19 protein-coding genes are annotated in these 23,369 nt (G+C 56.1%); 5 read left to right on the forward strand and 14 right to left on the reverse strand.

Annotated elements, in window-relative coordinates; genetic code table 11:
• Positions 1-22 precede the first annotated feature (22 nt).
• Positions 23-1,093, forward strand: a complete 1,071-nt coding sequence (locus H7846_RS09670) for a hypothetical protein (RefSeq protein ID WP_186691738.1) — start codon at positions 23-25, stop codon at positions 1,091-1,093.
• 4 nt (positions 1,094-1,097) lie between these two features.
• Here the strand turns inward: H7846_RS09670 and H7846_RS09675 are convergent, their stop codons facing one another.
• Both H7846_RS09675 and deoC read right to left on the reverse strand, forming a co-directional pair.
• Positions 1,098-2,972 (reverse strand): SpoIIE family protein phosphatase, encoded by a 1,875-nt coding sequence (locus tag H7846_RS09675; RefSeq protein WP_186691739.1) that lies wholly within the window; start codon positions 2,970-2,972, stop codon positions 1,098-1,100.
• Positions 2,973-3,057: 85 nt separating this feature from the next.
• Positions 3,058-3,831: a deoxyribose-phosphate aldolase gene (gene deoC, locus H7846_RS09680; protein WP_186691740.1), complete on the reverse strand. Its 774-nt coding sequence runs from the start codon at positions 3,829-3,831 to the stop codon at positions 3,058-3,060.
• A 428-nt stretch (positions 3,832-4,259) separates the two neighbouring features.
• On the opposite strand from deoC, the gene H7846_RS09685 reads away from it, so the two are divergent.
• The gene (locus tag H7846_RS09685) at positions 4,260-5,285 is read left to right on the forward strand and encodes an LLM class flavin-dependent oxidoreductase (protein WP_255460521.1); all 1,026 of its coding nucleotides are present in this window, start codon (positions 4,260-4,262) and stop codon (positions 5,283-5,285) included.
• A 128-nt stretch (positions 5,286-5,413) separates the two neighbouring features.
• Here H7846_RS09685 and hpt read toward each other — a convergent pair whose 3' ends face one another.
• Positions 5,414-5,989, reverse strand: coding sequence for a hypoxanthine phosphoribosyltransferase (gene hpt / locus H7846_RS09690; RefSeq protein WP_186691741.1), 576 nt, complete (start codon positions 5,987-5,989; stop codon positions 5,414-5,416).
• A gap of 91 nt (positions 5,990-6,080) precedes the next feature.
• Here hpt and H7846_RS09695 point away from each other — a divergent pair, with 91 nt between their 5' ends.
• On the forward strand, positions 6,081-6,929 hold the full coding sequence (locus H7846_RS09695) for a prolipoprotein diacylglyceryl transferase (RefSeq protein WP_186691742.1): 849 nt from the start codon (positions 6,081-6,083) through the stop codon (positions 6,927-6,929).
• 131 nt (positions 6,930-7,060) lie between these two features.
• On the opposite strand, the gene aqpZ is transcribed toward H7846_RS09695, so the two are convergent.
• The 6 genes from aqpZ to H7846_RS09725 form a co-directional block, all read right to left on the reverse strand.
• Positions 7,061-7,786 carry an aquaporin Z gene (gene aqpZ / locus H7846_RS09700; protein WP_186691743.1) on the reverse strand — a complete coding sequence of 242 codons (726 nt, stop codon included), beginning with the start codon at positions 7,784-7,786 and terminating at the stop codon, positions 7,061-7,063.
• A 146-nt stretch (positions 7,787-7,932) separates the two neighbouring features.
• Positions 7,933-8,598 (reverse strand): M48 family metallopeptidase, encoded by a 666-nt coding sequence (locus tag H7846_RS09705; protein ID WP_186696293.1) that lies wholly within the window; start codon positions 8,596-8,598, stop codon positions 7,933-7,935.
• A 241-nt stretch (positions 8,599-8,839) separates the two neighbouring features.
• Positions 8,840-9,931, reverse strand: a complete 1,092-nt coding sequence (locus tag H7846_RS09710; RefSeq protein ID WP_186691744.1) for an oxidoreductase — start codon at positions 9,929-9,931, stop codon at positions 8,840-8,842.
• 71 nt (positions 9,932-10,002) lie between these two features.
• Positions 10,003-10,575 carry a hypothetical protein gene (locus tag H7846_RS09715; RefSeq protein WP_255460522.1) on the reverse strand — a complete coding sequence of 191 codons (573 nt, stop codon included), beginning with the start codon at positions 10,573-10,575 and terminating at the stop codon, positions 10,003-10,005.
• Positions 10,575-11,033: a hypothetical protein gene (locus H7846_RS09720; protein ID WP_186691745.1), complete on the reverse strand. Its 459-nt coding sequence runs from the start codon at positions 11,031-11,033 to the stop codon at positions 10,575-10,577. The genes H7846_RS09715 and H7846_RS09720 overlap by 1 nt, the downstream gene beginning before the upstream one ends.
• 157 nt (positions 11,034-11,190) lie before the next feature.
• The gene (locus H7846_RS09725) at positions 11,191-12,546 is read right to left on the reverse strand and encodes a tetratricopeptide repeat protein (RefSeq protein WP_186691746.1); all 1,356 of its coding nucleotides are present in this window, start codon (positions 12,544-12,546) and stop codon (positions 11,191-11,193) included.
• A gap of 278 nt (positions 12,547-12,824) precedes the next feature.
• On the opposite strand from H7846_RS09725, the gene H7846_RS09730 reads away from it, so the two are divergent.
• The gene (locus H7846_RS09730; RefSeq protein ID WP_186691747.1) at positions 12,825-13,982 is read left to right on the forward strand and encodes an MFS transporter; all 1,158 of its coding nucleotides are present in this window, start codon (positions 12,825-12,827) and stop codon (positions 13,980-13,982) included.
• A 48-nt stretch (positions 13,983-14,030) separates the two neighbouring features.
• On the forward strand, positions 14,031-14,360 hold the full coding sequence (locus H7846_RS09735) for a DMT family transporter (protein ID WP_186696295.1): 330 nt from the start codon (positions 14,031-14,033) through the stop codon (positions 14,358-14,360).
• A gap of 79 nt (positions 14,361-14,439) precedes the next feature.
• Here H7846_RS09735 and H7846_RS09740 read toward each other — a convergent pair whose 3' ends face one another.
• The 5 genes from H7846_RS09740 to H7846_RS09760 all read right to left on the reverse strand — a co-directional run bounded on the left by H7846_RS09740 (position 14,440) and on the right by H7846_RS09760 (position 23,366).
• Positions 14,440-17,001 (reverse strand): bifunctional YncE family protein/alkaline phosphatase family protein, encoded by a 2,562-nt coding sequence (locus H7846_RS09740; protein ID WP_186691749.1) that lies wholly within the window; start codon positions 16,999-17,001, stop codon positions 14,440-14,442.
• Positions 17,002-17,167: 166 nt separating this feature from the next.
• A complete protein-coding gene (gene uvrA / locus H7846_RS09745; RefSeq protein ID WP_255460523.1) occupies positions 17,168-20,197 on the reverse strand; it encodes an excinuclease ABC subunit UvrA in 3,030 nt (1,009 codons plus the stop codon).
• A gap of 63 nt (positions 20,198-20,260) precedes the next feature.
• Positions 20,261-20,470: a hypothetical protein gene (locus H7846_RS09750; RefSeq protein WP_186691751.1), complete on the reverse strand. Its 210-nt coding sequence runs from the start codon at positions 20,468-20,470 to the stop codon at positions 20,261-20,263.
• A gap of 111 nt (positions 20,471-20,581) precedes the next feature.
• Positions 20,582-22,372: a mechanosensitive ion channel domain-containing protein gene (locus H7846_RS09755; RefSeq protein ID WP_255460524.1), complete on the reverse strand. Its 1,791-nt coding sequence runs from the start codon at positions 22,370-22,372 to the stop codon at positions 20,582-20,584.
• A 94-nt stretch (positions 22,373-22,466) separates the two neighbouring features.
• A complete protein-coding gene (locus H7846_RS09760) occupies positions 22,467-23,366 on the reverse strand; it encodes a DUF5996 family protein (protein ID WP_186691753.1) in 900 nt (299 codons plus the stop codon).
• Positions 23,367-23,369 lie beyond the last annotated feature (3 nt).

Genomic DNA, 23,369 nt, shown 5'->3' on the forward strand with positions numbered 1-23,369 from the left:
ATTGCGAATCAGGAGTATTTCTATGAAAAGCAAATGCCTTGCACTCTTCCTGCTGGGGGCGTTGCCCTCTGCACTCTATGCCGATTTCAGTTATACGGAGACGACGCAGATCACCGGCGGCGCAATGCTTAACATGATGAAAACTGTAAGCGTCTTTAGCAAGCAGGCCCGACAGATCGGAGAGCCTATCGTCTCCACGGTGAGCATCCAGGGAAACCGCATGGTCAGGTCGAACTCCATGCGGACAGAGATCGTGGACCTGAATGCTGAGACCATCACGACCATCGACCACGCCAAGAAGCAGTACACCACGATGACCTTCGAGCAGATGCGCCAGCAGATGAACGAAGCGATGAAGAAGGGCAAGGAGCAAAGGGAAACCGGGACACAACCCTCTGATACGGATCTTTCCTTTCAGGTTAAGGTTCGGAATACCGGAGCAACGAAAGATGTTGCAGGCGTGAATACGAGCGAGGCGATCCTGAACATGACGATGGATGCGACTGATAAGAAGTCCGGGCAGACTGGCTCGCTGGCGATCACGAACGATATGTGGCTGGCTCCTGAGGTTCCCGGCTATGACGAGGTTCGAGAGTTTCAGCGACGTTTTGCTTTGAAGCTCGGAACGGTCTTCAGTGAATCCTTCAACCCAACAATGTTTGCTTCGCAACCGGGCGCAGGCAAGGCCCTGGCCGACATGGTCAAGGAGATGTCAAAGCTCAAGGGGATTCCTCTGCTCCAGGTGATGCGTATGGGAACTACGGCCAATGGGGATCCTCTTCCAGCTGCTTCAGAAGCTCCGTTGCCGCAATCGAACTCTCCGGCGATGCCGAGCGCGGGACAGGTCGCAAAGGATTCCGCGACCTCTGCTATCACCAGCAGTCTGGGGCTGGGAGGTTTGGGTGGATTCGGACGCAAGAAGAAAGCTGCGGATCCCGCGCCAGCTGCGGATGCTTCTGCCTCGCAGGGGCCAGCTGTTTTGGTCGAGTCGAACACGCAGATGAGTGATTTTTCGCAGTCTGCCGTGGATGCGTCGAAGTTCGCGATTCCGGCAGGTTACAAACAGATTGAGCCGAAGATCGCGAATCCGTAACCCGTCAGAGCGCGCGGAGCACGACGACGGTTTCATCGTCGAAATGCTCGGTGCCTGACTGGAAGGTTCCGACTGCATCGAGAATTGCATCGGCTGCCGAGGCCGCCGTGGGCTGTCGTAGAGTCTTGAGAACCTTGGTCAGCCGCTCGGTGCCGAACATCTCGCCTTTGGCATTCTCGGCATCGGGAATGCCGTCGGAGAAGAAGACCATCAGATCACCGGGGCGAGTGGAGATGGTGAACTCTTCGTATTCGACGTCCGGAAAGAGGCCGAGTGGAAAACCCTCAGCCTTGATGGTCTTTACGTCGACGGTCGTTCGCGAACTGCTGGAGGACAGCGAGACGAATAACGGCTGAACCGACCCTGCGTTAGCAATCTGAATCGTCTGGTTCGAGTCGTCCCAGATGGCGATCAGCATGGTGACGTACTGCGAATCCATGCGGCGCTCCTGTAACTGCTCGTTGAGCGCAGCCAGCAGCGCTGCGGGAGACAGATGTTGTGTCGCCAGAGAGCGCAAGATTCCGCTGACCAGGGCAGCGTAGAGAGCCGCTGGGGCTGCCTTTCCACTGACATCACCAATCGCCACGGCGACACGACCGGGGCCGTAGTCGAGAAAGTCGTAGACATCGCCGCCGATGGAGCGCGCGGCGAAGAACTGGGCGGCGAACTCCGCATGCTCGAGCTTGGGCGGTTGTGGAGGCATCAGGCGCAGCTGGACCTGACGGGCCATCTCGAGATCGCGCTCCATGCGTTGTTCTTCCTCGTGGATGCGTTGATAGAGCCTCGCGTTCGCAATAGAGATGGCAACCTGCGCAGCGAGCGTGGAGAGCGTCCGCTGATGGTCTTCGTTGTAGTAGTTAATTCGGGTGTGCTCGAGGTCGATCACCCCGATGACCTTGCCCTTGTAGATCAGTGGGACGGCAAGTTCAGAGCGTGTCTCCGGATTTACGGCAACATAACGGGCGTCCTTGCGGGCGTCGGATGCGAGGACAGGCTCGCGGAGCTGCGCGGCTGAACCGATAATGCCCTCACCAAGAGCGACGCTGCGTTCGCGGGTAATGCGTTCTCCATAGCGGGAGCTGAAGCGGTGTTGAAACTGCTGCGTGCGTTCACTCCACAGCAGAATGGTAAACATTTGATAGTCGATGACACGTTTAAGTAGTTGCCCGATGCGTTCGAGCAGGTCATCGACATCGAGAATGCTGGTGATCTCGCGCGAGATATCGTTGAGCACAGTCAGCGTCTGAGCTTGCCGGGAGACTCGGGTGTAGAGTCGCGCGTTTTCGACTGCGACGGCCATGCGAGAAGCGACCATCTCAAGCAGTCGCTGATGCTCGGTGGTAAAGAAACCGACTGCCTCAGACTCGAGATCGAGGACACCAATGACGCGGTTTTTGACGATGAGCGGGACGGCCATCTCCGAGCGAACGTTCGGATTGGCGTTGATGTAATGCTCTTCCTTTGAAACATCATCAACCCGCAAGGTTCTGCGCTGAAGAGCCGCTTGACCGACGATGCCACGGCCCATTTTCAGGCGGGTACGCTCGACATCCGGTGTATGGCCGATCTGAAAGCGCATCCAGAGTTCCTGCGTGCGATCGTTGATGAGCAGGATGGCGAAAATTCGATAGTCGATGACGGCGCGGACGAGGTCGGCGACACGATGCATCAAGGTGTTGAGGTCGAGCGTTGTATTAAGGGCATCGGCGAGGGAGTAGAGGAACTCGACCTGATGCACCGGGTCCACCCGGATATTTGCCGGCTGCGAGGTTTCAACGGCGCTGGGCCGGTAATCACCCTCGAAGCTGTGTTCGGGTGTGACCTCCGGCGATGGCGCGCCGGGGGAGGTTCCGCGCCGTTCTTTGTTGGCCGTAGACATAGGAAGAGCCGATGATACTACTGATGAGGTTGTACAGACTGCTGTTTGCTCACATAGATGCAGGCACTTTAGTCAATGTGTCGAATTAGTAACCGTTGTTGGATACCGGCCCTGATTCGCTTCCTGCAAGCTCATTGACGATTTTGACGCTGGCACTGGCCCCAATTCGAGAGGCACCGGCGTGCAGCATGGCTGAGGTGTCGGCGAGCGAGCGGATGCCGCCCGAAGCCTTGACTCCGGCGCGGGAGCCGGCGACTCCGCGAAGAAGACCGATATCGTCGACGGTAGCTCCTCCGGTGGAGAACCCGGTTGAGGTTTTTAGGAAGTCGGCTCCGGCAGAGAGCGCAAGCTCAGCGGCCCGAAGCTTTTCTTCGAAGGTAAGAAGACAGGTCTCCAGGATGACCTTTACGATGGCCCCGGCGCCGTGGGCGAGCTCTACGACGCCACGGATATCCTGCTTGACGGCTTCATAATCTGCTGCCGCTGCGCTCTTGAACAATCCGATATTGAGGACCATATCGACGTCGTGGGCCCCATGCTTCAGTACGCGGGCAGTCTCATCACGCTTGGAGGCAGAGAGTGTGGCTCCAAGAGGGAAGCCGATGACGACTCCTACAGGGATGCCGGTCCCCTTGAGGGCGTCGGCTGCGAGCTGAACCCAGGTCGGGTTGACCATGGCACAGGCAAAGCGATGTTCAGCGGCTTCATGGCAGAGCTGAAGGACCTGGTTGCGGGTCGCATCCGGTTTGAGCAGAGTGTGGTCTAGAACAGCAGCCAGATTCTGGGGAGAGGAGAGGGCCTGGTTTGCAAATGTTTTGGAATCATAAAGATATGTTTCGTGGTGCGACAGGCTGCTCATGGTTCTCCTTTGGACGCCGTTTGCGATGCGGTCTGTTTCTATCACACGGGGATTATCTCTGGCATCCACAGGGTCGGGTCCCCCTCCCGTCATTTTGGTGCAAAGTATTCAAAAGAGATACTTTAGTTGGGTACTTCAAGAGAATGACTCGGGAAGCGCTAGATTTGTTAGCTAAAGTATTGAAAATAAATTCTCTAGACATACAAAAGCAGAGCCCTGGAGATGGCTCCAGGGCTTCTCCACTTCTGCTTCAATTATACCAAGCCTGTTGCAATTGATCTGCATTGTCAAACTGCTTGTTTTCAAATACTTACGCGATTTATCGCTTGACAGCCCGGAGCCGGCGCATTTGAAGTAACTGAATCGTTTCCAGAACTTTATTGTTAGAGGTTCGTCGAACGGTGTTCCGTCATCTGATGGCTATGGAGATGAAGACAAAAGTACAGCTGTCGGTGTTGGATCAGTCGCCGGTGGCTGAGGGGAGCACTTCGGCGCAGGCCTTGCAAAACTCGATTGAGCTGGCTCGGCAGGTGGATGGGTTAGGTTTTCGACGCTTCTGGATGTCGGAGCACCATGCAATGGACCTGCTGGCATGCACAGCTCCTGAGATCATGTTGGCAAGGATTGGGGCGGAGACGAAGAGGATTCGAATTGGGGCGGGTGGGATTATGTTGCCGCACTATACGGCCCTGAAGGTGGCAGAGGTCTTTCGTACGCTTTATGGGCTGTATCCGGGCAGGGTAGATCTTGGGATCGGACGTGCGCCGGGTGGTGGGCCGATGGAGTCGCTGGCGCTGCGTCGAACCAGAAAGACGGCGATGGAGGATGACTTTCCTGAACAGGTGACGGAGTTGCTGGCGTTTTTGGAGGAGGATTTTCCTACGGCACATCCCTTCAGTAAGGTGAAGGCGATGCCCGCGCCAGTGATGGCTGGACAGTACGCGGGGCCAGCAGTGTGGATGCTGGGCTCGAGCATGTGGAGTTCGGCTGCGGCAGTGGAGTTTGGATTGCCGTACTCGTTTGCCCACTTCTTCAGTCCGGTGAAGACACGGGACGCCATCGAGACCTATCTGCGGAATTTCAGGACAGGGATTCGATTGGAGAAGCCCGAAGCGACGGTGGCAGTCGGCGTGGTGTGCGCCGAGACTCAGGAGGAGGCGGAGTTTCTGGCATCGAGCGTGAAGCTGTTACAGCAGAGGATTCGTCTGGGGGAACGCAAACCAGTGGCAGCGCCGGAGGAGGCGATTCGCGAACTGGAGATGCGGGGAGTGGTCCCGCTGGAAGAGGGAGAGTGGCCAAGGTATTTCGTGGGGACGCCGTCGGTTGTGCGGGGAAAGCTGGAGCAGATGGCCGGTGAGTTGGGGATTCATGAGGTGATCGTGAATACGATCGTCTGGGACCACCAGAAGCGGTTGAAGAGTTATGAGCTGCTGGCAAGGGAGTTTGGGATGTGATGGAGCTCTTGTGATAACCGCAGATCCTTCGACTCCGCGCTAACGCGCTTTGCTCAGGATGACACTCTGGAAGGCTTTCGTAAGCTCGAAGTAAAACTCTGAGTATACGAAGCCTTCCCGGTGAAGAATCAGTGCGCGGCGTCTTCGGGGAAGAGGCGAATGTCTTCGACTCCGCGATAGCGTTCGGCGTAGTCCATTCCATAGCCGATGACGAAGCGGTTGGGAATCTTGAAGGCAACGTAGTCGGCTTCAATGGGGACGAGGCGGCGTTCGGGCTTGTCGAGGCAGGTGGCGATTTTGAGCGAGGCTGGTTTGTGCTGCAGCATCAGGCCGCGAAGGTAGTTGAGGGTGAGTCCGGTATCGAGGATGTCCTCGACGAGGATGACGTGACGGCCTTCGATGGGGTTGTCGATGTCTTTGATGAGCTTGACGGCACCGGAGGAGACACGGGCACGGCCGTAGCTGGAGACGGCGACGAAGTCGAAGGTGTTGTCGACCTTGATGGCGCGGGCGAGGTCGGACAGGAAGATGGCCGCTCCTTTGAGGACGCCGATGAGAACGATGGATTGGCCTTCGTATTCGGCTGAGATCTGGGCACCAATCTCGCGAGTGCGCTGGGCAATCTGCTCTTTGGAGATGAGGATGTCCATGGTTTCAGGGGCCGGGAAGAATGCAGTGGGGGCAGGGGCAGAACTGGTGGGCATAGGGCTAAGTTAACGCGAAGATGGGCTGGAGGCCAAGTTTTTCTCTCAGGAAGCCAGTTCGGAGCAGTCGGACGATACACTGGAGAGGACTATGTTTCCTTACATTGATATCGGCCCGTTGCACCTGGGCACGTTTGGGTTAATGCTTTGGCTGGCTGCTGTTGTCGCAACGGTGGTGTTGCATAAGAACTTCGTCCGAAACGGCGTGAACGCGGACGCTCTGAATGTTGTGGCTTTTGTGGTGATTACAGGGGTCATTGGGGCGAAGCTCTGGCATGAGTTCCAGGATGTGACGACACTGCGGATGTCGTTGGCCCGTATGGGGGCTCCAGGGTGGAAGCATCCGTTGGATGTCGTGATGGAGTTCCTGCACTGGTTTCAGGCAGGATTCGCCTGGTTTGGCGGAATGGTGGCCGGCATTCTGATGCTGATGTGGATGGGGCGCACAGCACAGTTCCGTGCGACTGGAGAAAAGATTGGCGCCCTGCGCATGCTGGACCTTGCGGCTCCGGCGGCGGCGGTGGGTTATGGAGTAGGCAGAATTGGTTGTCTGCTTTCAGGCGACGGCGACTACGGCATCAAGACGACCCTACCGTGGGGCGTTCATATGAGGCCGGATGCGCTGGTTCCAACAGCGGACCTGGTGCAGCCGACTCCAGTGTATGAGCTGCTGTATTCTCTGGTGCTGGCGTGGTGGTTGTGGAAGAGGGCCAAGAGCAAGCCTCCGGTCAGTGTGATTACGGGTGAGTACCTGGTGCTGAGCGGAATTGGTCGGTTCCTGGTGGAGTTTGTACGGATCAACCCGAGGTTGTACTGGGGAATGAGCAACGCGCAGGTGGCGGCGATCGGTTCGATTCTGGCAGGCCTGGTGCTGGTTGCGGTGGCGAAGACGAAGAATGTGCAGTGGGAGCCTGAATTGGCCAGCGATTCGCAGGGGTAGGCCGGTTTGGGTATCAGTCCAACCGCAGATCCTTCGACTCGCACTTCGTGCTCGCTCAGGATGACACTTTCGTGGGGAGAAGTAGAAAGGCCCGGACAGGTTGAGTGTCCGGGCCTTTCTGTGTGAAGCAATTAGCGGGAGAGCTCTTCGCGAACCGGTGGCTGAGGTGCAGAGAAGAACAGATTGGAGATGAGGCCGCCGATGATGGCTCCCAAAATAGGAGCTACCCAGAAGAGCCAAAGTTGTGAGATGGCCCATCCGCCAACGAAGAGCGCGGGACCAGTGGAGCGAGCCGGGTTAACTGAAGTGTTGGTGACAGGAATGCTGATGAGGTGAATCAGCGTAAGACAGAGTCCGATGGCGATGGGAGCGAACCCCTTGGGAGCACGCTCATCGGTTGAACCCAGAATGACGAGCAGGAAGAAGGCGGTCAGGACGACTTCGGCTACGAAACATGCAACGAGCGAGTAGCCACCGGGAGAGTGGGCACCATAGCCGTTGGAGGCGAATCCACCGGCGAGAGAGAACTCAGGACGCCCGCTGGCGATCAGTAAAAGTACGCCCGAGGCGACGATGGCTCCGACGACCTGAGCGATGACGTAGGCCAGAAGCTCAGAGGCTGGAAAGCGTTTGCCGACGACGAGGCCGACAGAGACGGCAGGGTTCAGATGGCAGCCAGAGATATGGCCGATGGCATAGGCCATGGTGAGCACGGTAAGTCCAAAGGCAAGGGCGACACCGGCGAAGCCTATGCCTAGCTGAGGGAATGCAGCGGCGAGAACGGCGCTGCCGCAGCCTCCAAAGACCAGCCAGAAAGTGCCAAAGAACTCGGCGGTTGCACGTTTGAACAATGGCATAGCAGATTGACTCTCTTTCCCTGAATTTTGTGATTCGCACAACAAGGGACCCGTGATGCTGTCTTATCTAAGACGAGAGGATGCTAACACTTCCGGGCTTCAATCCAGAGAAACTTTGTAGAGGAAAAAATAAATAGAGAGAGTATCTAGAGGCGGCGCAGGTAAGCTTTTGCTTCTTCGAGTTGAGGGAAGAGGCGCTCTTCTGCCTGGAACTCGCGCGAATGAACACAGCGACGTCCTGCCTTGACCCGGACGGGATGCTTGAGGTGCAACATCTCGTGATACAGGAGGTACTCAATGGCAAAGCGTGGAGTGTTTGGCCGATCGAAGATACGGCTCACGACGATGGTGTTGTGTGCGGCGTCGTAGTGGCCGAGCATGCGACGAGCGTGATGCGCGCTCCATGTAAGGGTAGGCTTGCCGAGAAGCCCGTGGAAGAAACGAGCGTTGAGCGAGTCGAAGACCTCGTTGAGGTCGAAGTGATGGCCAACAGGAGTAAGGATGCGTTTGCGTCCGCGGGTCTGACGAATGTGTTCAGCCTGTCGCGAGACTGTCTCGGAAGAGACGTGGCGGCGGTAGCGATCTGCATGCAGAGGAGCGATGGGTTTGCGATAGAGCTTCGCGAGGAGAATGTGCGCGATAGAGTGATGAATGGTCGCTGGAGCATGCTCGAGCAGATCGGAGAGACGGACGTAAAGAAGGCCTTCGCGAAGGCGGATCGTCGTGTTCAGCGAGGTGAACCGGCGGAAACGAATGTCGAAGGGGGGAATAGGAGCGCGAGGGCGAAGCTCGCGGTATTCTTCCTGAAAGATGGCGGTAAGGTTTTGTGGAGCAGTTACAGTAGCACGCGATTTCTTTGTCGCAGGTTTTTCTACAGCCGCCTCGGACAATCCATCGAAGAGCGATGGGGCGTCCTGAAAGAGATGCAGAAACTTGCGCAAAGCAGAGCCGGGATGATTCGAAGTGCTCAGAAGAAGGATTTCCTTATCGGGGAGGCCCCCGATAAGGATTTTATTCGAGGATATGTTGTGAAGCGATAAAGTCTGGCCGTTACTACTTGTTTGATTCCTGTTCCTGGTAGGCCTGACGTTCTGCTTCTGTGAGGAGAAGAGGGAGTACTTTCCCTTGTTTCCCCGAGGCGAAGGAGGTTTCGAGGAGAGCCATGACGGCAATTGCCGATTCTGGTGAGACGGGTAGGGGGCCATGGCCGAGGATCGCGTCCCGCATGCGGATGTAATAGCCAATCTGATCGGCATGGGGAACGGGGATTTCGGTGCGCTGACCGGTGGCGCCGTCGAAGAGAATTCCTGGATCGGGATCGTCACCGAAGCCCCTGGTTCCGGGAACAATGCCTTCGACAAGCTGTTTCTCTTGTACGTCTGTCCCATACTTTGCCCAGGTCGCCTGCGTGCCATGGATAAGGGTCCGAACTACACCACCTGAAGAAAGCAGAGTGGCGTTCAGGACGACACGCATGTCGGGATATAGAAGTTGGACGTGTGCCCAATCGTCAGTCTTTCCTCCTGGCCGCAGGGTAGCGAAGCTCGCGAGGACCGAGTCGGGCAGGCCGAAGAGGTGGAGTGTGAGATCGATGAGGTGAGGGCCGAGGTCGAACCAGAGTCCTGCACCGGGGCCAGGATCTTCGCGCCATCGTTGCCGAACGAGCGGTCGGAAACGGTCCATATGAGCTTCAAAGTGGACAACTTTGCCGAGTGCTCCAGAGGCGAGAATGGATTTTGCGGCGAGAATATCACTCTCCCATCGCCGATTCTGAAAGACGGAGAGAAGGCGGTTGTGTTCTTTGGCTAGGGCAACAAGCTGACGGGCTTCGGCGAGATCAAGAGTAAAAGGCTTGTCGACGACGACGTGCTTGCCTGCTTTGATTGCTGCGGCAGCAAGAGGGAGATGACTTTCATTCGGAGTCGCAATGACGATGAGATCCAGTTCGGGATGAGTCGCGGTCTCCATTGCGGAACATACGGTGACACCTGGGATATCGGCGAGGACGCGCTCCGGTTTACTGGATCCCACGACAGTGAGATGGAAACCCGAGACGGCGCGAATGAGCGGCGCATGGAAGGTTTTGCCGGCATATCCATAACCGATGAGGCCGACACGAATGGGAGAAGAAGAAGGAGTCGTCATGAGGTTTATCTGCTTCTCCAGAGTAGAGGATGTAACGCTGGAGTCAAAGCAGATCAACAACGATCATCGGATTAGCGCGGATGCTCGAAATCGCCGCGACTGTTGTCCTCTTTAGGTGGAGGATGGGCGGCGAACCAGGTCTTTTGATCGGCGATCATCTCATTGGCCTGTTCACGCAGGTCGCGAAGAGATTCGAGAGCAATCTTGCGGGAGACGTTGTAGGTCTCGTTGTCGGGCGGAGATTTGATGGCGGTTCCCCATCGTTCAATCGCGTCGATGAGCTTGGGAAGGGCTTTGCGAATGTCTCGATGACGGGAGCTGTAGTCGTCGAGATTATCGCTGAGCTCATCGGAGAGAGAAGTAAATTGTTCGATCAGGTCGTGTGTGTCCTGCTCGCGGCCGGGACGTCGCGGCTTGGCGTAGAGGTCACGAAGTGAATTAATGCGTGTATCGATGAGCTTGATAAAGACGATGACACGGTCGTTTGCGACGTAAGCAGAATCGCGTAGTTGCTCGACCTCTGCGTCGGAGAGAGTGGCTTCGTTTCTTTGCGCTCTGGCAAAAGAAGCCGTCAGCGCAAGAAGCAGGGAAAGAGTCAGGCAAAGATGCGATCGTCGCATGCGGGTGATTGTAGCCTGCCGCATTAGTGGTTAAAGACCTGCGTCAGAATGTCGCTCTGCACCTGGTTCAATTGCTTAAGCGTTGCTTGCAGTGTTGGGCGATCCTCGTAGGAAGCACTGTGCAGGTACTCATTCAACTTATAGGTCGTGCGATGCATTAGTTGCTCGGCATTCTTCAGACGCTTTGTGTCGCGACTGAGTTTGACCTGAATGAGTTGAGCATATTTCGCGATCTTGTTGAGAGTTGCGGTAGCCTGGCTGGGGTTATCGCTTTTCAACTGCTGTCCGGCGATCTCCGTCATCGCAGAGACCAGTTCGGTATAAAGGAAGCATTGATCGCGGGGATTGGCTTGCTCGGCGCGTTGTTCCAGCTGGAGAAGCTGCTGTTCGTCCAGAATTGTAATTTTGTCCGCTGCGCGAGACGGGATACAGGTAGAGACAAGGAAAAGCAGAAGAACAGAAATCCGAAGAGTGAATTGCATAACGCACCTCGTGGTTAGGAGCGTCTGGCTTCAGGAATCCATGGAGTCCGACGTTACGTTCGTGTTTTCGCTACCGCTACTACAAATAAACTTTCTAAAGCCTTTTTTATTCTGATTTTTAGAGCTTTAAAAACTTTTATTTCTATTTATTCTTTCTTTACTTCATATGCTCCAGCGCTGCCAATCGGTGGCGGGCTTCCCATTCTTCGTCGGGGAACTGGCCTTTGGCCGCTGCGAGGAACTGTTTGTATAGATCAGATGCCTCCTTGACCTGATGGAGTTTGTCGTGCGCCGTTGCCGCTAAAAATATAGTGGACGGTGTCGGTGGCAGAACTTTAGCACGGAGATCGAGCGCCCGCAAGACCGTGGCAGGATCGTTATTATTCGTTGCCGCAAAGGCTAAATGGCTGAGGGCAGAGCCATAAGCGGCTGGACTGGGAAACGCCTGCGGATTGGCGATGGCACGTTGGAGCAGCGGCAATGCATCGGCAGAGCGGCGGAGCCGGATGAGAGCGTCGGCCTGGTCATCCAGCAGTGTGGGATCATTGGGCGAAGCCGCGGTAAGGGAGGCGTAGATCGGTAATGCCTTCTCGAAGTTACCGTTACGGACATAGAGATGGGCGAGGAGGCGGGAGATTGCGGCGTCCTGAGGATGGCTGGCGTGGAGTTTTTCGACGAGCGGAATGGCTTGGCCGGGCTTGTTCTGAAACTCGTAAAGGGAGGCAAGCTGGGAGCTTAGCGTTGGATCGTCGGGGTGCTTTTGGAGCGCGGCCGTGAGAAGTGGTTCGGCCTGATCGAAATTCTTCTGGCTGAGGAGCAGGTGGACGAGTGCAGCCGTTGCCTGAGCATTATCGGGATCGGCGGCAAGGAGGCGGCGGTAGGAAGCTTCTGCTGCGGCAGAATCGTTGGTGGCCTCGGCAAGTTCTCCGGTGAGGAGGATGTCGTCGGGAGTTTCGGAAGAGAGCTTAATCGCGTTGAGAAGCTCGTCGCTGGCTGCGGCTGGGTTGGATTGCTGATCGAGGCGAGCGAGAGCACGGTAAGCGCGAGCGCGGAGCGCAGCATCGCCGTTGGGAATGGCCGCCGCAACGGAGAGTTCGCTGCGAGCGTTGGAGGTGCGCCCAGTGCGAGCGAACAGCAGTCCGAGCGCGAGATGAGCATCAAGAAGATTGGGATTCGCATCGATTGCGCGATGATAGGCGGCTTCGGCGTCGGAGGTCTGGTCGAGAGCATCATGAGCAGCGCCGAGGTTATAGAGGACCTGAGCGTCCTTGGGATTCTTTTCCGCAAGGGGGGTCAGAAGTTTGATCGCGGTTGCGAAGTCCTGCTTCGAGAGAGCTTCGGCGGCTTGGGAACGGAGGGGATCCTGCTGCGTCTCGGGTTGAGAGGAAGCATCGCGGGTTCCGGCAGGAAGCTGCGCGTAAAGGGAAATTGGGAAAAATAATGTCAAAGACGCAGTGGCAAGGAGAAGTGACCCTCTGCGGTTACTCTTTCGATTGTGGTTCGCCTGCTGCATCCGGTGGACCTCCCCCTCCCGTACAAAGGTGCGCAAAGTATTCAAAATATTAGAGATAATCCAGGACCTCGATTGATTCGAACTAGATCCAGTTTAAATGGAAAGACCCAGCCTGATGGCCGGGCTTTCGTCCTTTTCCCTGATTTAAGTTTAGCAGTAGGGTCAAGGGGGGCTGCGATGATTCCCACCCCCTGATTTGAATGAGAGAGTGGCGAGGAGGATATCCATGGATTCTTCGCTGTGCTCAGAATGAAACGATCTTGCGATTTAATGGAGGTATGCGGATTCAATGGCCCAAGTGGGCTCTGGCGTATCTTTTCCTGGCAGATGGGACGGGGTTTGGATTATGGGCGGCGCATGTGCCGGTCTTCAAGCAGAATCTGCATCTTAGCAACGGCGCTTTAAGCCGTGTTTTGCTGAGTCTGGTGGGTGGCGCGATTGTGACAATGCCAATTACAGGCCACCTGATTGCACACTTCAACAGTAGAACTGTCGTACGGGTTGCTGCGTTGTGTTACGTGGTTATGCTGGCCTTTCTAGCGCAGGCGAATTCGTTCGGATTACTGGTTTTGTTTGCGGGGCTTTATGGAGGAGCGAAGGGAGCCCTGGACGTTTCGGTGAATGCGCAGGCTGTTGCGGTGGAGCATCACTATGGGCGCTCCAGTACGAGTCTCTTTCAGGGATGTTGGAGTGTGGGCGGTCTGATTGGAGCGGGAGTGACGAGTCTTCTGCTGAAGCATGGGATGACATTGCGCTTCAATCTGTCGGCAGGAGCGATCATTCTGGCAGCTACGGTATTGGCGATGTTGCCGGTGCTGATTGTGGAGCAGCGGAAAGAACATGAGGCGAAGGCGAGGCTGGTGCTTCCTGATGCAGCCCTGCTACGGCTGGCGCTGATTGCGTTTTTCGGGCTATTTGCCGAGGGAGCGATCGGAGACTGGGCAGCGGTCTATCTGCGGTCAAATATGGGGGCCAGTCTGTCGTTGGCTGCGGCAGGATATGCGACCTACGCGATTGCGATGGCGAGCGCGAGGTTCCTGGGAGAGTGGCTGACACGACGCTTCGAAGACCGCACGATTCTGATTGGAAGTGGGTTACTGATTGCGTTGGGTTTCGGCTGTACGCTGTTATCTCCGTCGCTGGCGGCAGCGGTGGTGGGGCTTGCGCTGACCGGCATGGGGGTTGCGAATATCTTTCCTGTGATTGTGACGCTGGCAGGACGCAACAAAAAGATGGGAACGGGGCCAGCGATCTCGGCGCTTTCGACCATTGGATATTTTGGGTTTCTCGCGGGTCCCCCACTGATTGGCTGGCTCGCTGTGGTCGTGGGTTTGCAGTGGGCCCTTGGAATGATCGTGCTGGCCGGAGTGATTGTGGCTGCCGGGCCTGTGATTCTGTCGATGAAGAAAGAAGGGGTTGAGGTGAAGGTATGTTGATGAAGGTGCTTTCGGTGACAGGAAAGGAACTCTACTAGCGTGCGTGGGCTGAATTATTTATGGCTGGCCGCAGCGATCTGCAGCGAGGTATTTGCAACGTCGTCATTGAAAGCATCGAACGGATTTTCACGTCTTAGTCCATCGATCGCTGTGGTCGTCGGTTATGGTGTGGCCTTCTTTTGTCTTTCGCAGACACTGAAGACAATTCCTGTTGGCGTTGCTTATGCGATCTGGTCAGGAGTTGGAACTGCGCTGATTGCGCTGGTAGGGTTCATCGTCTATAAGCAGACGCTGGACCGTGCGGCGGTAATTGGGATGGCATTGATTATTGCAGGCGTGCTGGTGATGAATCTGTTTTCGAAGTCTGCTGCGCACTAATCATGCGAATAAAAATTCAATCCCCTGATGTGATTGATTAGACCAGAACCGGGGATTGGCGTCGTGCAAGAAGTTCGCTCTAATCATCGTCATCTTTTTTATTAGGCGATTCACTGGCATCGGCGAGCGGACGAAAGCGATGGACCGGTAGAGGCATGGCGGAGTCTTTGCCTTTGATGCTCTTCCAGATGATTTCGTTAAGGGCGTACATCGGTGCGCGGTCCAGCTCTTTGAAGTCCATCTTGCTGCTTTGTTTCGCACCGTAAGAGTCTTTCGTGTTCTTAGCGTTGACGTCGATTTGCGGTTTGATGACTTCGAAAGGAGTTGCGATGGCCGTTGTCCCGAAGGAGTTGTACATCGGCATGGCTGCAGCATCATACTGGCTCATCGGCGGCAGTCCGAGAAGAAGTTCCATCGAGCGAACCATGGAGCTTGTGGTGTAAAGCGTGCTATCGACGATGCCGCGCTTGACGTAAGGGCTGATGACGAGGCCAACGGTACGTCGTCCGTCGACGTGATCGGCGCCGTCCTGGGCGTCGTCTTCGATGATGAAGATCGCAGTATTGGGCCAGTAGCGACTGTGGCTGACGGCATCGACAAGCTGACCGATGGCGTAGTCGTTATTCGCAACCATAGCCTGGGGAGTATAGGCTCCGGGTGCAGTGCCCCGGGTGTGGTCTTCTGGCATGCTCATGACGATGTAGTTGGGCAACCGTTTTTCAGGATTGGAACTGTCGTAATTCGCGTCGAACTCTTTGAGATCTTGCAGAAAAACCTCGACTTTTTCGGTGTCGCGAGAGGCAAGGCCATTTCCATACTCTTTGGAGACATGACCGACGAGACCATCGGCCCCGGGCGCTGCTTCCATCGTCGTGCCCGTGCTGGCGCGTGCTGCGTTCTCACCGTAGGAGCGATAGGTGAGGCCTTTGCGACGAGCGAGATCCCAGAGATGTCCGGCGGAGGGAACCATGGCGTGGACAGAATAGGAGGCGGCGCTGTGCCCGCCGTACTCCGGTGGCCACTGTTTCTCGTTGAAGTCGGTAGCGTAGGCAGAATTTGACCAGGAGTGTCCGTCGACGGAGACTTCGCCATCGCAGTAAAGGTTGTCGAGGACGACATATTGTTTCGCGAGTGCGTGCTGATTAGGAGTGACCTTTTCGCCAAAGAGGACGAGCTTCGGATCTCCATTGGCATTGGGAATATCGCCGAATTCCTGATCGTAGGTGCGATTTTCTTTGATGATGTAGATGATGTGTTTGATTTCGCTGGCTTCGCCGACGCGCTGCGGGATGACGCTTGGCTCCTGCGGTGGACGAGCTTCAGAGAGGAGTGAGTCATGGTAAGGCGTATTCTCGGTGACTTCACGAGTCCACTTTGGAAGCTTCTCTTTCAAGTCTATGACGGGCAATACTTCGAGACTGCTCTTCTGCAGTGTCTTGTCGCTCTCGTGACCGAAGTGCGGGCCGTCTGGGTCGGGATGGCCTTCTTCACCTTTGGTGTTGCCAATATAAAGTGTGCGGTCCTGGTTGGTGAGTAACAGCGCTGAAGGATACCAGCCGGTGGGGATAAAGCCAACGACCGTGCTGTGTGCGCGGTTTTCAATGTGTGCTACGGTGATCGAGTTATTGTCGGCATTTGCGATGTAGAGGAGCTTGCGCGCGTTGTCGATAGCGAGCGCGTCGGGCGTGGAGCCTTCGGGAGCTAGCGGTGTCAATGTGGTGGAGAGTCGCTCGAGGACTTGAAGTTTATGTGTATCGATTACGTATACGGTATTGTCATTCGAGCAGGCGACGAAGAGTCGGCCATCGGCAGAGATTTTCATGTCGTTTGGATTCATGCCGACATGAAGTGAGCGAATGACCTTGTTGGTGTCAGTGTCGATGACGCTCACCGATTCGCTGGACCAGTTGGAGACGAAGAGCCGTTTGCCATCGGGCGTGAGCGCGGTCTGATAAGGAGTTGTCTCGACGGGAATGCGCGTGACGATTTGGCGTGTCTTTGCGTCGAAGACGACGATGTTGCTAGGGCCGTTTCCGGTACCACGATTCGCGGCATATAGCAGATGCTTGCTGGGGAGATAAGCGACTCCTGACCACCAGATCTGTTTGGGGTCGATGGTCTCGACGAGTTTGCCGGTGCGTTGTTCACTTAGACGGCCGTTGGAGTACGTGAACTCGTAGATCGGTGCAATGGGCTCAGTTTTATTCTTAGCTCCCGATGCATTGCCGCCGGAGACATACAGAGTGTGTCCATCGGAAGACCAGGCCATACCAAGCCACGTTGATGGCAGGCCGATGTGTTGGAGCTTTTGATGCGTCTTCGCATCGAAGACATCGATGGCGTGAGGAAGAAAACCGGAATTCACAGAGATGATGACCTTGCCATCGGGCGAGGAGACAAGATTCATTACAAGATCTCCCATTTCTCCTACTGCCTTGCCTGCCGGAGTGATACGCCAGCCGTTCGGCAGGTCCGATCCATCGGAAAAATGCTTTGGGAGTCTCCTGGTTTGTTCGCCAAGGGGATGATCTTTTACTGAAGTGGAGGTTGGAGCCTGGCCAGATGCGATAGCCGCAGGAAAAGACAGAAAGGCAAGAAGCGTATAAACAGTAACCGATGAAAATTGCAGCCTGGTAGGCATCGAACTCCCTTTGTTAGAAACGTTACTGCGCACGATCTTCAACAGCGATTCAGTGGTGATACACGGCTGTGCTGATTTTCGGTATCGTGGCGCAATATAGCACGCGGCTGCAAAGAGGGGATAAATTCAGGAGATCTGCCACCAACAAAGCGGACTTGAGGAGTGTTCAGGCAGTTGTTAGAGCTTCCTGTTGGAGTTTGAGCACGGGCGCGAGCCAGTGGCCGGTGTGGGAGGCCGGGTTGGCGGCGATCTCCTCAGGGGTGCCAATGGCTACGACCTGGCCTCCGCGAGAGCCTCCTTCGGGGCCCATATCGATGATCCAGTCGGCGGATTTGATGACATCGAGGTTGTGCTCGATGACCAGCAACGAACCTCCACCTTCGATGAGCTTGCGGAAAGCGGCAAGAAGTTTGGCGACATCGTCGAAGTGAAGACCGGTAGTGGGCTCGTCGAGGATATAGAGCGTGCGTGAGCGAGCTTTGGCCGCGGCTTCGTTGGAACTACGATTCATGTTGGAGCGCGTGGCCGCGAGGTGCGAAGCGAGCTTGACGCGCTGGGCTTCGCCGCCGGAGAGCGTGGTGGCGGACTGGCCGAGGCGAACATAACCAAGACCAACTTCGTCGAGGACGTAGAGTTTGTCGACGATCTTCGGATGTCCGGCGAAGTAGACGAGAGCCTCCTTGACGGTCATGTTGAGGACGTCGTGGATGTTCTTGCCCTTGTAGCGAATCTCGAGGATAGAGGGTTTGTAGCGCGTGCCGTTGCACTCTTCGCAAGGAAGCTCAACATCGGCGAGGAACTGCATTTCAACGGTGACGGTTCCGTCACCTTCGCAAACATCGCAGCGCCCACCGGGGACGTTAAAGGAGAAGTGTCCTGCGGCAAGGCTACGGCGTTTGGCATCGGGTTGCGCAGCGAAGAGGGCGCGGATGTCGTCGAAGGCCTTGATGTAGGTGACAGGGTTCGAGCGGGGTGTGCGCCCGATTGGGGATTGATCGACGAGCACAACATCATTGAGATGCTGAACACCTGAGAGATCACGGTAAAGTTGCGTGGGGTCGACACCGTCGCCTGCGCCCTCCTGTCCGAGTGACTGAACGAGCGCACGATAGAGGACCTGGTGGACGAGTGTGGACTTGCCGGAACCGGAAACTCCAGTCACGCAGACAAGCATGTTCAACGGAATCTCGACATCGACTCCACGCAGGTTGTGGATACGCGCGCCGTTGAGTTTGATGCGCTCGCGGCCAGGTTCACGACGATGTTTCGGGACAGCGATCGAGGCGCGTCCGGAAAGATACTTGCCGGTGATGGAGTTCGGATCGTGTGTGACTTCGGAAACGGTCCCGCTGGAGAGAAGCTGGCCGCCGAGCTCGCCGGCTCCGGGGCCGAGATCGATCAGGTGATCGGCAGAGCGAATGACGTCAGGATCGTGCTCGACAACGAGGATGGTGTTACCGAGGTCTCGCAACTCTTCCATGATGTGGATGAGGCGAGCCGTGTCGCGGGTGTGGAGACCAATCGATGGCTCATCGAGAACATAGAGCGCACCGACGAGACGCGAACCAAGCGAGGTGGCAAGCTGGATGCGCTGCGATTCGCCGCCGGAAAGTGTAGAGGAGAGGCGGTCAAGTGTCAGGTAGTCGAGGCCAACCTGATCGAGAAACTGAATGCGCTGACGGACTTCTTCGAAGATCTTTCCAGCGATTTCGGCCTGCGAAGGCGTGAGCTGGAGCGAATCGAATAAATCGCGCGCGGCAGTAACGGTAAGAGCAGAGACCTCACAGATGTTTTTGTCGTTGATGAGTACAGCGCGCGCTTCGGCGCGCAGACGCTGGCCACGACAGTCAGGACAGGTAGCGTAGCCGCGATACTTCGAGAGGAAGACGCGAACATGTAGCTTGTACTTTTTCTGCTCAAGCGCGTTGAAGAAGCCGCGAATGCCGGAAAAGCCAGGGCCACCATCGTAGATAAAGTTCTGCTGTTCGGACGCCAGATCGTACCAGGGGACGTCGGTGGGTATACCGGCAGCTTTAGCAGCGCGGAGCATCTCGCTGTGATGCGGGCGGTACTTCGTGGTCATCCACGGAGCAATCGCACCTTGCGCAAGCGTCTTCGATTTGTCGGGGATGATGAGATTGGGATCGAAGTCGATGGTATTGCCGAAGCCCTGGCAACGTGGACATGCGCCGTAAGGGTTGTTGAAAGAGAAGAGGCGTGGTTCGGGCTCGCGATAGGCGCGATGGCAGGTGGTGCATTCGAAGGCGGCACTGAAGCGGTACTTCGTACTGTTCTCGCCTTCGGTTGCCTCGCCGGACCGCGGTACAGTTATAAAGCGGATTTCACCGGCCTCGCGGTAACCGGTCTCGATGGCGTCGACGAGGCGCGAACGGATCTCGGGAGAGAGCGCGAGACGATCGACGAGAACGAAGATTGGCTGTGAGAAGTCGAGCTCGAGGAGGGACTCGGGAGTTGAGAACTCGACGATATTTCCGTTTTGAAAGAGCCGGTTGTAGCCGCGGCGACGGAGTTCGGTAAGTCGATCTTTAAGCGCGTCGGTCAAATCGAGCTTTGGCTCGGGCTTAATTGGTTTTGCAGATTTCTTTGTGGCGGATTTCTTTGCCTTTGGAGCTTCCACAGGAGCTGCTTCGGTGGAGGGCGACTGCATCGGCTCGAGCTTGATCTCGGCGCGCTGGATGGGGAAGAGAGCGTAGACGCGAGTGCCTTCGGGCAGGCTGAAGAGCGAGGTTACAATCTCATCGACGGTATCGGTCTTGACGATGCCACCGCAGTGCAGGCAGGTAACGGTGCCGCAACGGGCGTAGAGCAGGCGGAGGTAGTCGTAGATCTCGGTTGAGGTGGCGACGGTGGAGCGTGGATTGCGCGTCTGATTCTTCTGCTTGATCGCAATGGCCGGGGCGAGACCATCGATGTGATCGACGTCGGGCTTTTCGATACGCTCGAGGAACTGACGGGCGTAGGCGGAGAGAGATTCGACGTAGCGACGCTGGCCTTCAGCGTAGACCGTATCGAAGGCGAGCGAGGACTTGCCTGAGCCCGAGACCCCGGAGATAACAGTCAGGGCGTTGTGGGGGATGTCTACATCGATGCCCTTGAGGTTGTGGGTGCGGGCGCCACGGATCGTGATCTGGTTGAGGTTCTGCTCAGGCTTCGGTTCGGGCATCGGATTACTCATGGCCAAACTTCTATTTTCAGGTATTCGGCTGGGAAATGCGAACCTGGCAAAGCAGGAGTCTTTTTAGCCTGAAATCTCAGGTTCGATAAGAGCTATATTTTCAAATCGCGTCCAGAAAGCTTGCGGGTTACCGCCTTCTGGACCGCCATGAAGAAATCCTTCATCATCAACAGAATCAATCTCTACTGACTGGACAATCCCATCGGTGAATGTAATTCGAAGATGCTGGCCAATATTTGCATGAAGAACGTCTAGAATTTCGTTCCTCACCATTCGCCCACCTTCAATCCTTTCGGTTCAAACATAATTCTGTTTAGGTTTAATAGTTGAATATTGATGAACCGCAGATCCTTCGACTCGGCTTTGCCTCGCTCAGGATGACACTCAACCGTCTTGTGCAGTTTCCCGGTTCGAACCTTTCTGCATGAGGTCCAAAATTGTTTCGAAGAGCTGGTTGCGTTTTTCGAGCCTTAGGCCGGCGCGGGTGATATAGCGGACGACGATATCGACTCCTGTACCGGCGGGGCGGAGATTGACTGACGGCATGGCACTGAACTGAGGCGAGCCTTCTTCGTGGGTGACGCGCTTCCATTCGGATTCGGCCATTTTGGCGTCGGTTTGGGTGGCCTCGACGGTTGCCTCATAGATCTTTTCGATGAGGGGATGGATTTCGGCTGTAGACGGGATGTTGACCTTGACCTCGTCCCACATCCACTGACCCACGGTAGAGAAGTTGAAGTACTTACCCCGGATCGCGTAACCGTTGAGGAATGAGACACGGCGGCCGGTGGGATGGCCGTTCGCGGTCCAGTTGCCGGTTTCGAGAAGCCAGGTACGGAAGATGCCGAGCTCGACGACCTCGCCTCCGACGCCGTTAATCTCGACCCAATCGCGGACACGGATGCCGTTGGGACCCATGAGGACGAACCAGCCGCAAAAGGCCAGGATGAAGTCCTGGAAGACAACGGTGAGGCCTGCTGTGGCGAGGCCGAGGATGGTTGGGGTCTGTCGCGGTACGCCAAAGACAACGAGCAGAACGAGCAAGAGGCCGATAAGCTGCGTTCCCAGGTTGAGAACGGTCTGAAGGGTATGTTTCTGGCGGCGGTCGCGAAAGATTCTTTCGAGAGCAAGCTGCAGTGCCCAGCCAGCCAGGAGTGTGAGTACGCAGATAGCGGCAATGATGGCCAGTGACTGGAGGAGAAGATGAATCACAATTCTGCGCTGAATCTCTACCTGTTTGCCCCATCGACCGTAAAGGGTGACGAGCTGTTGTTGCGCGTTGAGTCGATCTCCGAGAATGCTGAGGATGTTCTGTTGAGCAGCCATGCGCTGTAACTGTTCGATCCGCTCCGACCTGGATGGAGGAGCAGAGCTGGCGGAAGACTGCTTGCCATATTCAGATTGCAACCTTGTCTGATCGCCGGTGAGTGCAGCTACATCGGCATTGGCCAGTTGTTCGGCCTGAGTGATGAGTTGGCGGCGTTTGCTGAGCGAACGGAGAGCAGAGAGCTGACCGGCAAGAGTGGTGTATTGCTCCGCTGAGGCGACCGCGTTCTGTCCTTCGTCTCTCGATGCGGTGTCGCTCGCGTACTTTTTCATAGCAGCCTGTCGAGCAGTCAACTCCTGCTGAATCTTGCTGCGCTGGTCGCCGCTTTCTCGCGCTAGATTCTCGAGAGCGTCATCGAGGCTGTTCTGATCGAGTCCAAGCTGAGCCTTAGCGATCTCGATGTCGCTGGCATTCGAAGAGGCATCTTCGGGCTTTGTTCCCGTGGTCAGGGAGGCGATGCGAGCCTGATCGTTCTTGAGGGTCTCTTGAAGTTGGTTTACTTTTTGTTGTAGCTCGAGCGCCCTGCCGGTGAGCTTAGGTTTTTCGAGGCTGGCCTGCCGAAGCGACTGGGAGAAGGCCTGATCGACCTCGTGGTCGGCGAGGCGCTCGGCCTCGCGAGCAAACTCCCTCTCTTCGGCGGACTGGGCGAGAGCGGAGAGGGTTGCTGCGGTTTGCCAGGGACGTTGATCGACGATTCCGCGCGCGACGTACTCTCCAGTCCAGTTGCCCTTTCTGGCCTGAAGGAAAGGAAGGTATTCCATGACACCACGAGTGAGAAAGACTCCGATGGAGGTGGCAGCCAGAATAGCCAGCATTATCAGGAGGGAGAGTTTACGAGCCCGAGCCATGCGTGCCTTTCGTTGGAAGAAGCTTATGCCATTCAATCATCAAATAGAGATGGAACGGTAGCTTTGGTCCGATGCAGATCGGGTTTGAATGAGGCTATGCTGTCTTTCGGTCCAGCGTCTCTCGATCCCATTTCGCTGAGTCTGCTGCGGCCGAATAGGCACTCTGGAAGAAATCCAGAAGAGCATCCTCGGGTGAGGATTGAAGGCGCACATCGTCGTAGCGGAAGAGGAACTCTCCCAGATTGCTATCCCATATCGCGGCGGCGGGTGATATTTTCTTTTCCGCCAGGCCTGCGGGTACAGGAGCGGCATAGCAGTAGAACGCTGCTGCTCCATAACCTCCATTTCCTGGCCAAAAACCAGCGGAGATCACTTCGTGGGAATAGGCCTCCCGTTGGATGGAGTCAGCTCCTTCACGAGGTGGCGCAGGACGACCTGAGAAGCGAGTCATCGCGAAGTCGAAGCTTCCCCAGAAGAAATGTGCAGGGCTGACCTTTCCTAAGAATCCTGGAGTCCATGAGCGAAGTACTTTTTCTGTGTTGACCAAAACCTGCCAGAAACGGTGTGCATACTCCGGATCGTAGGAGTGGTGTTGGGTATCCAGATCAAAGCGGATGGGGTTCTGAATCTCGACTGGCATCGGCCAGATCTTTACGGGGGCGCCAAGGGTATCCAGGCACCGCAGATATTCGTGATAAAAATCCGCTACTGAACGCGGCTTCAGGGCAAGAGTCTCGTTCTTTCCCGAGCTAAGCCGCATTCGCAGCTCATGGCTGAGGAAATCGAACTCGATGTCGAGGACATCGTCGCCGTAATCCATAGCAGATGTGGTCAAACCGCGCGCGGTTACATACAGGGGAACATTCCACCAGTGGTTCTGCAGAGGTGTAAGAGCCAGTCGCGTCTTGCCGACGATCTGGGTCCACATGTGCAGGGTTGCGGCCGTATCGGACCAGGCGTTCCACGGTAGTTCAGGCCACGTCGTGTTGCTCATATC

This window comes from Edaphobacter sp. 4G125 (assembly GCF_014274685.1).
In the GTDB taxonomy this organism is placed as follows: Bacteria; Acidobacteriota; Terriglobia; order Terriglobales; family Acidobacteriaceae; genus Edaphobacter.

Coding starts and splice junctions, on each gene's coding strand:
- H7846_RS09740 (WP_186691749.1), bottom strand. CDS start 17,001: ATGCCTACCAGGCTGCAATTTTCATCGGTTACTGTTTATACGCTTCTT.
- H7846_RS09730 (WP_186691747.1), top strand. CDS start 12,825: ATGCGGATTCAATGGCCCAAGTGGGCTCTGGCGTATCTTTTCCTGGCA.
- H7846_RS09725 (WP_186691746.1), bottom strand. CDS start 12,546: ATGCAGCAGGCGAACCACAATCGAAAGAGTAACCGCAGAGGGTCACTT.
- H7846_RS09685 (WP_255460521.1), top strand. CDS start 4,260: ATGAAGACAAAAGTACAGCTGTCGGTGTTGGATCAGTCGCCGGTGGCT.
- H7846_RS09715 (WP_255460522.1), bottom strand. CDS start 10,575: ATGCGGCAGGCTACAATCACCCGCATGCGACGATCGCATCTTTGCCTG.
- H7846_RS09695 (WP_186691742.1), top strand. CDS start 6,081: ATGTTTCCTTACATTGATATCGGCCCGTTGCACCTGGGCACGTTTGGG.
- uvrA (WP_255460523.1), bottom strand. CDS start 20,197: ATGAGTAATCCGATGCCCGAACCGAAGCCTGAGCAGAACCTCAACCAG.
- H7846_RS09720 (WP_186691745.1), bottom strand. CDS start 11,033: ATGCAATTCACTCTTCGGATTTCTGTTCTTCTGCTTTTCCTTGTCTCT.
- aqpZ (WP_186691743.1), bottom strand. CDS start 7,786: ATGCCATTGTTCAAACGTGCAACCGCCGAGTTCTTTGGCACTTTCTGG.
- H7846_RS09755 (WP_255460524.1), bottom strand. CDS start 22,372: ATGGCTCGGGCTCGTAAACTCTCCCTCCTGATAATGCTGGCTATTCTG.
- hpt (WP_186691741.1), bottom strand. CDS start 5,989: ATGCCCACCAGTTCTGCCCCTGCCCCCACTGCATTCTTCCCGGCCCCT.
- H7846_RS09675 (WP_186691739.1), bottom strand. CDS start 2,972: ATGTCTACGGCCAACAAAGAACGGCGCGGAACCTCCCCCGGCGCGCCA.
- H7846_RS09710 (WP_186691744.1), bottom strand. CDS start 9,931: ATGACGACTCCTTCTTCTTCTCCCATTCGTGTCGGCCTCATCGGTTAT.
- H7846_RS09760 (WP_186691753.1), bottom strand. CDS start 23,366: ATGAGCAACACGACGTGGCCTGAACTACCGTGGAACGCCTGGTCCGAT.
- H7846_RS09750 (WP_186691751.1), bottom strand. CDS start 20,470: ATGGTGAGGAACGAAATTCTAGACGTTCTTCATGCAAATATTGGCCAG.
- deoC (WP_186691740.1), bottom strand. CDS start 3,831: ATGAGCAGCCTGTCGCACCACGAAACATATCTTTATGATTCCAAAACA.
- H7846_RS09670 (WP_186691738.1), top strand. CDS start 23: ATGAAAAGCAAATGCCTTGCACTCTTCCTGCTGGGGGCGTTGCCCTCT.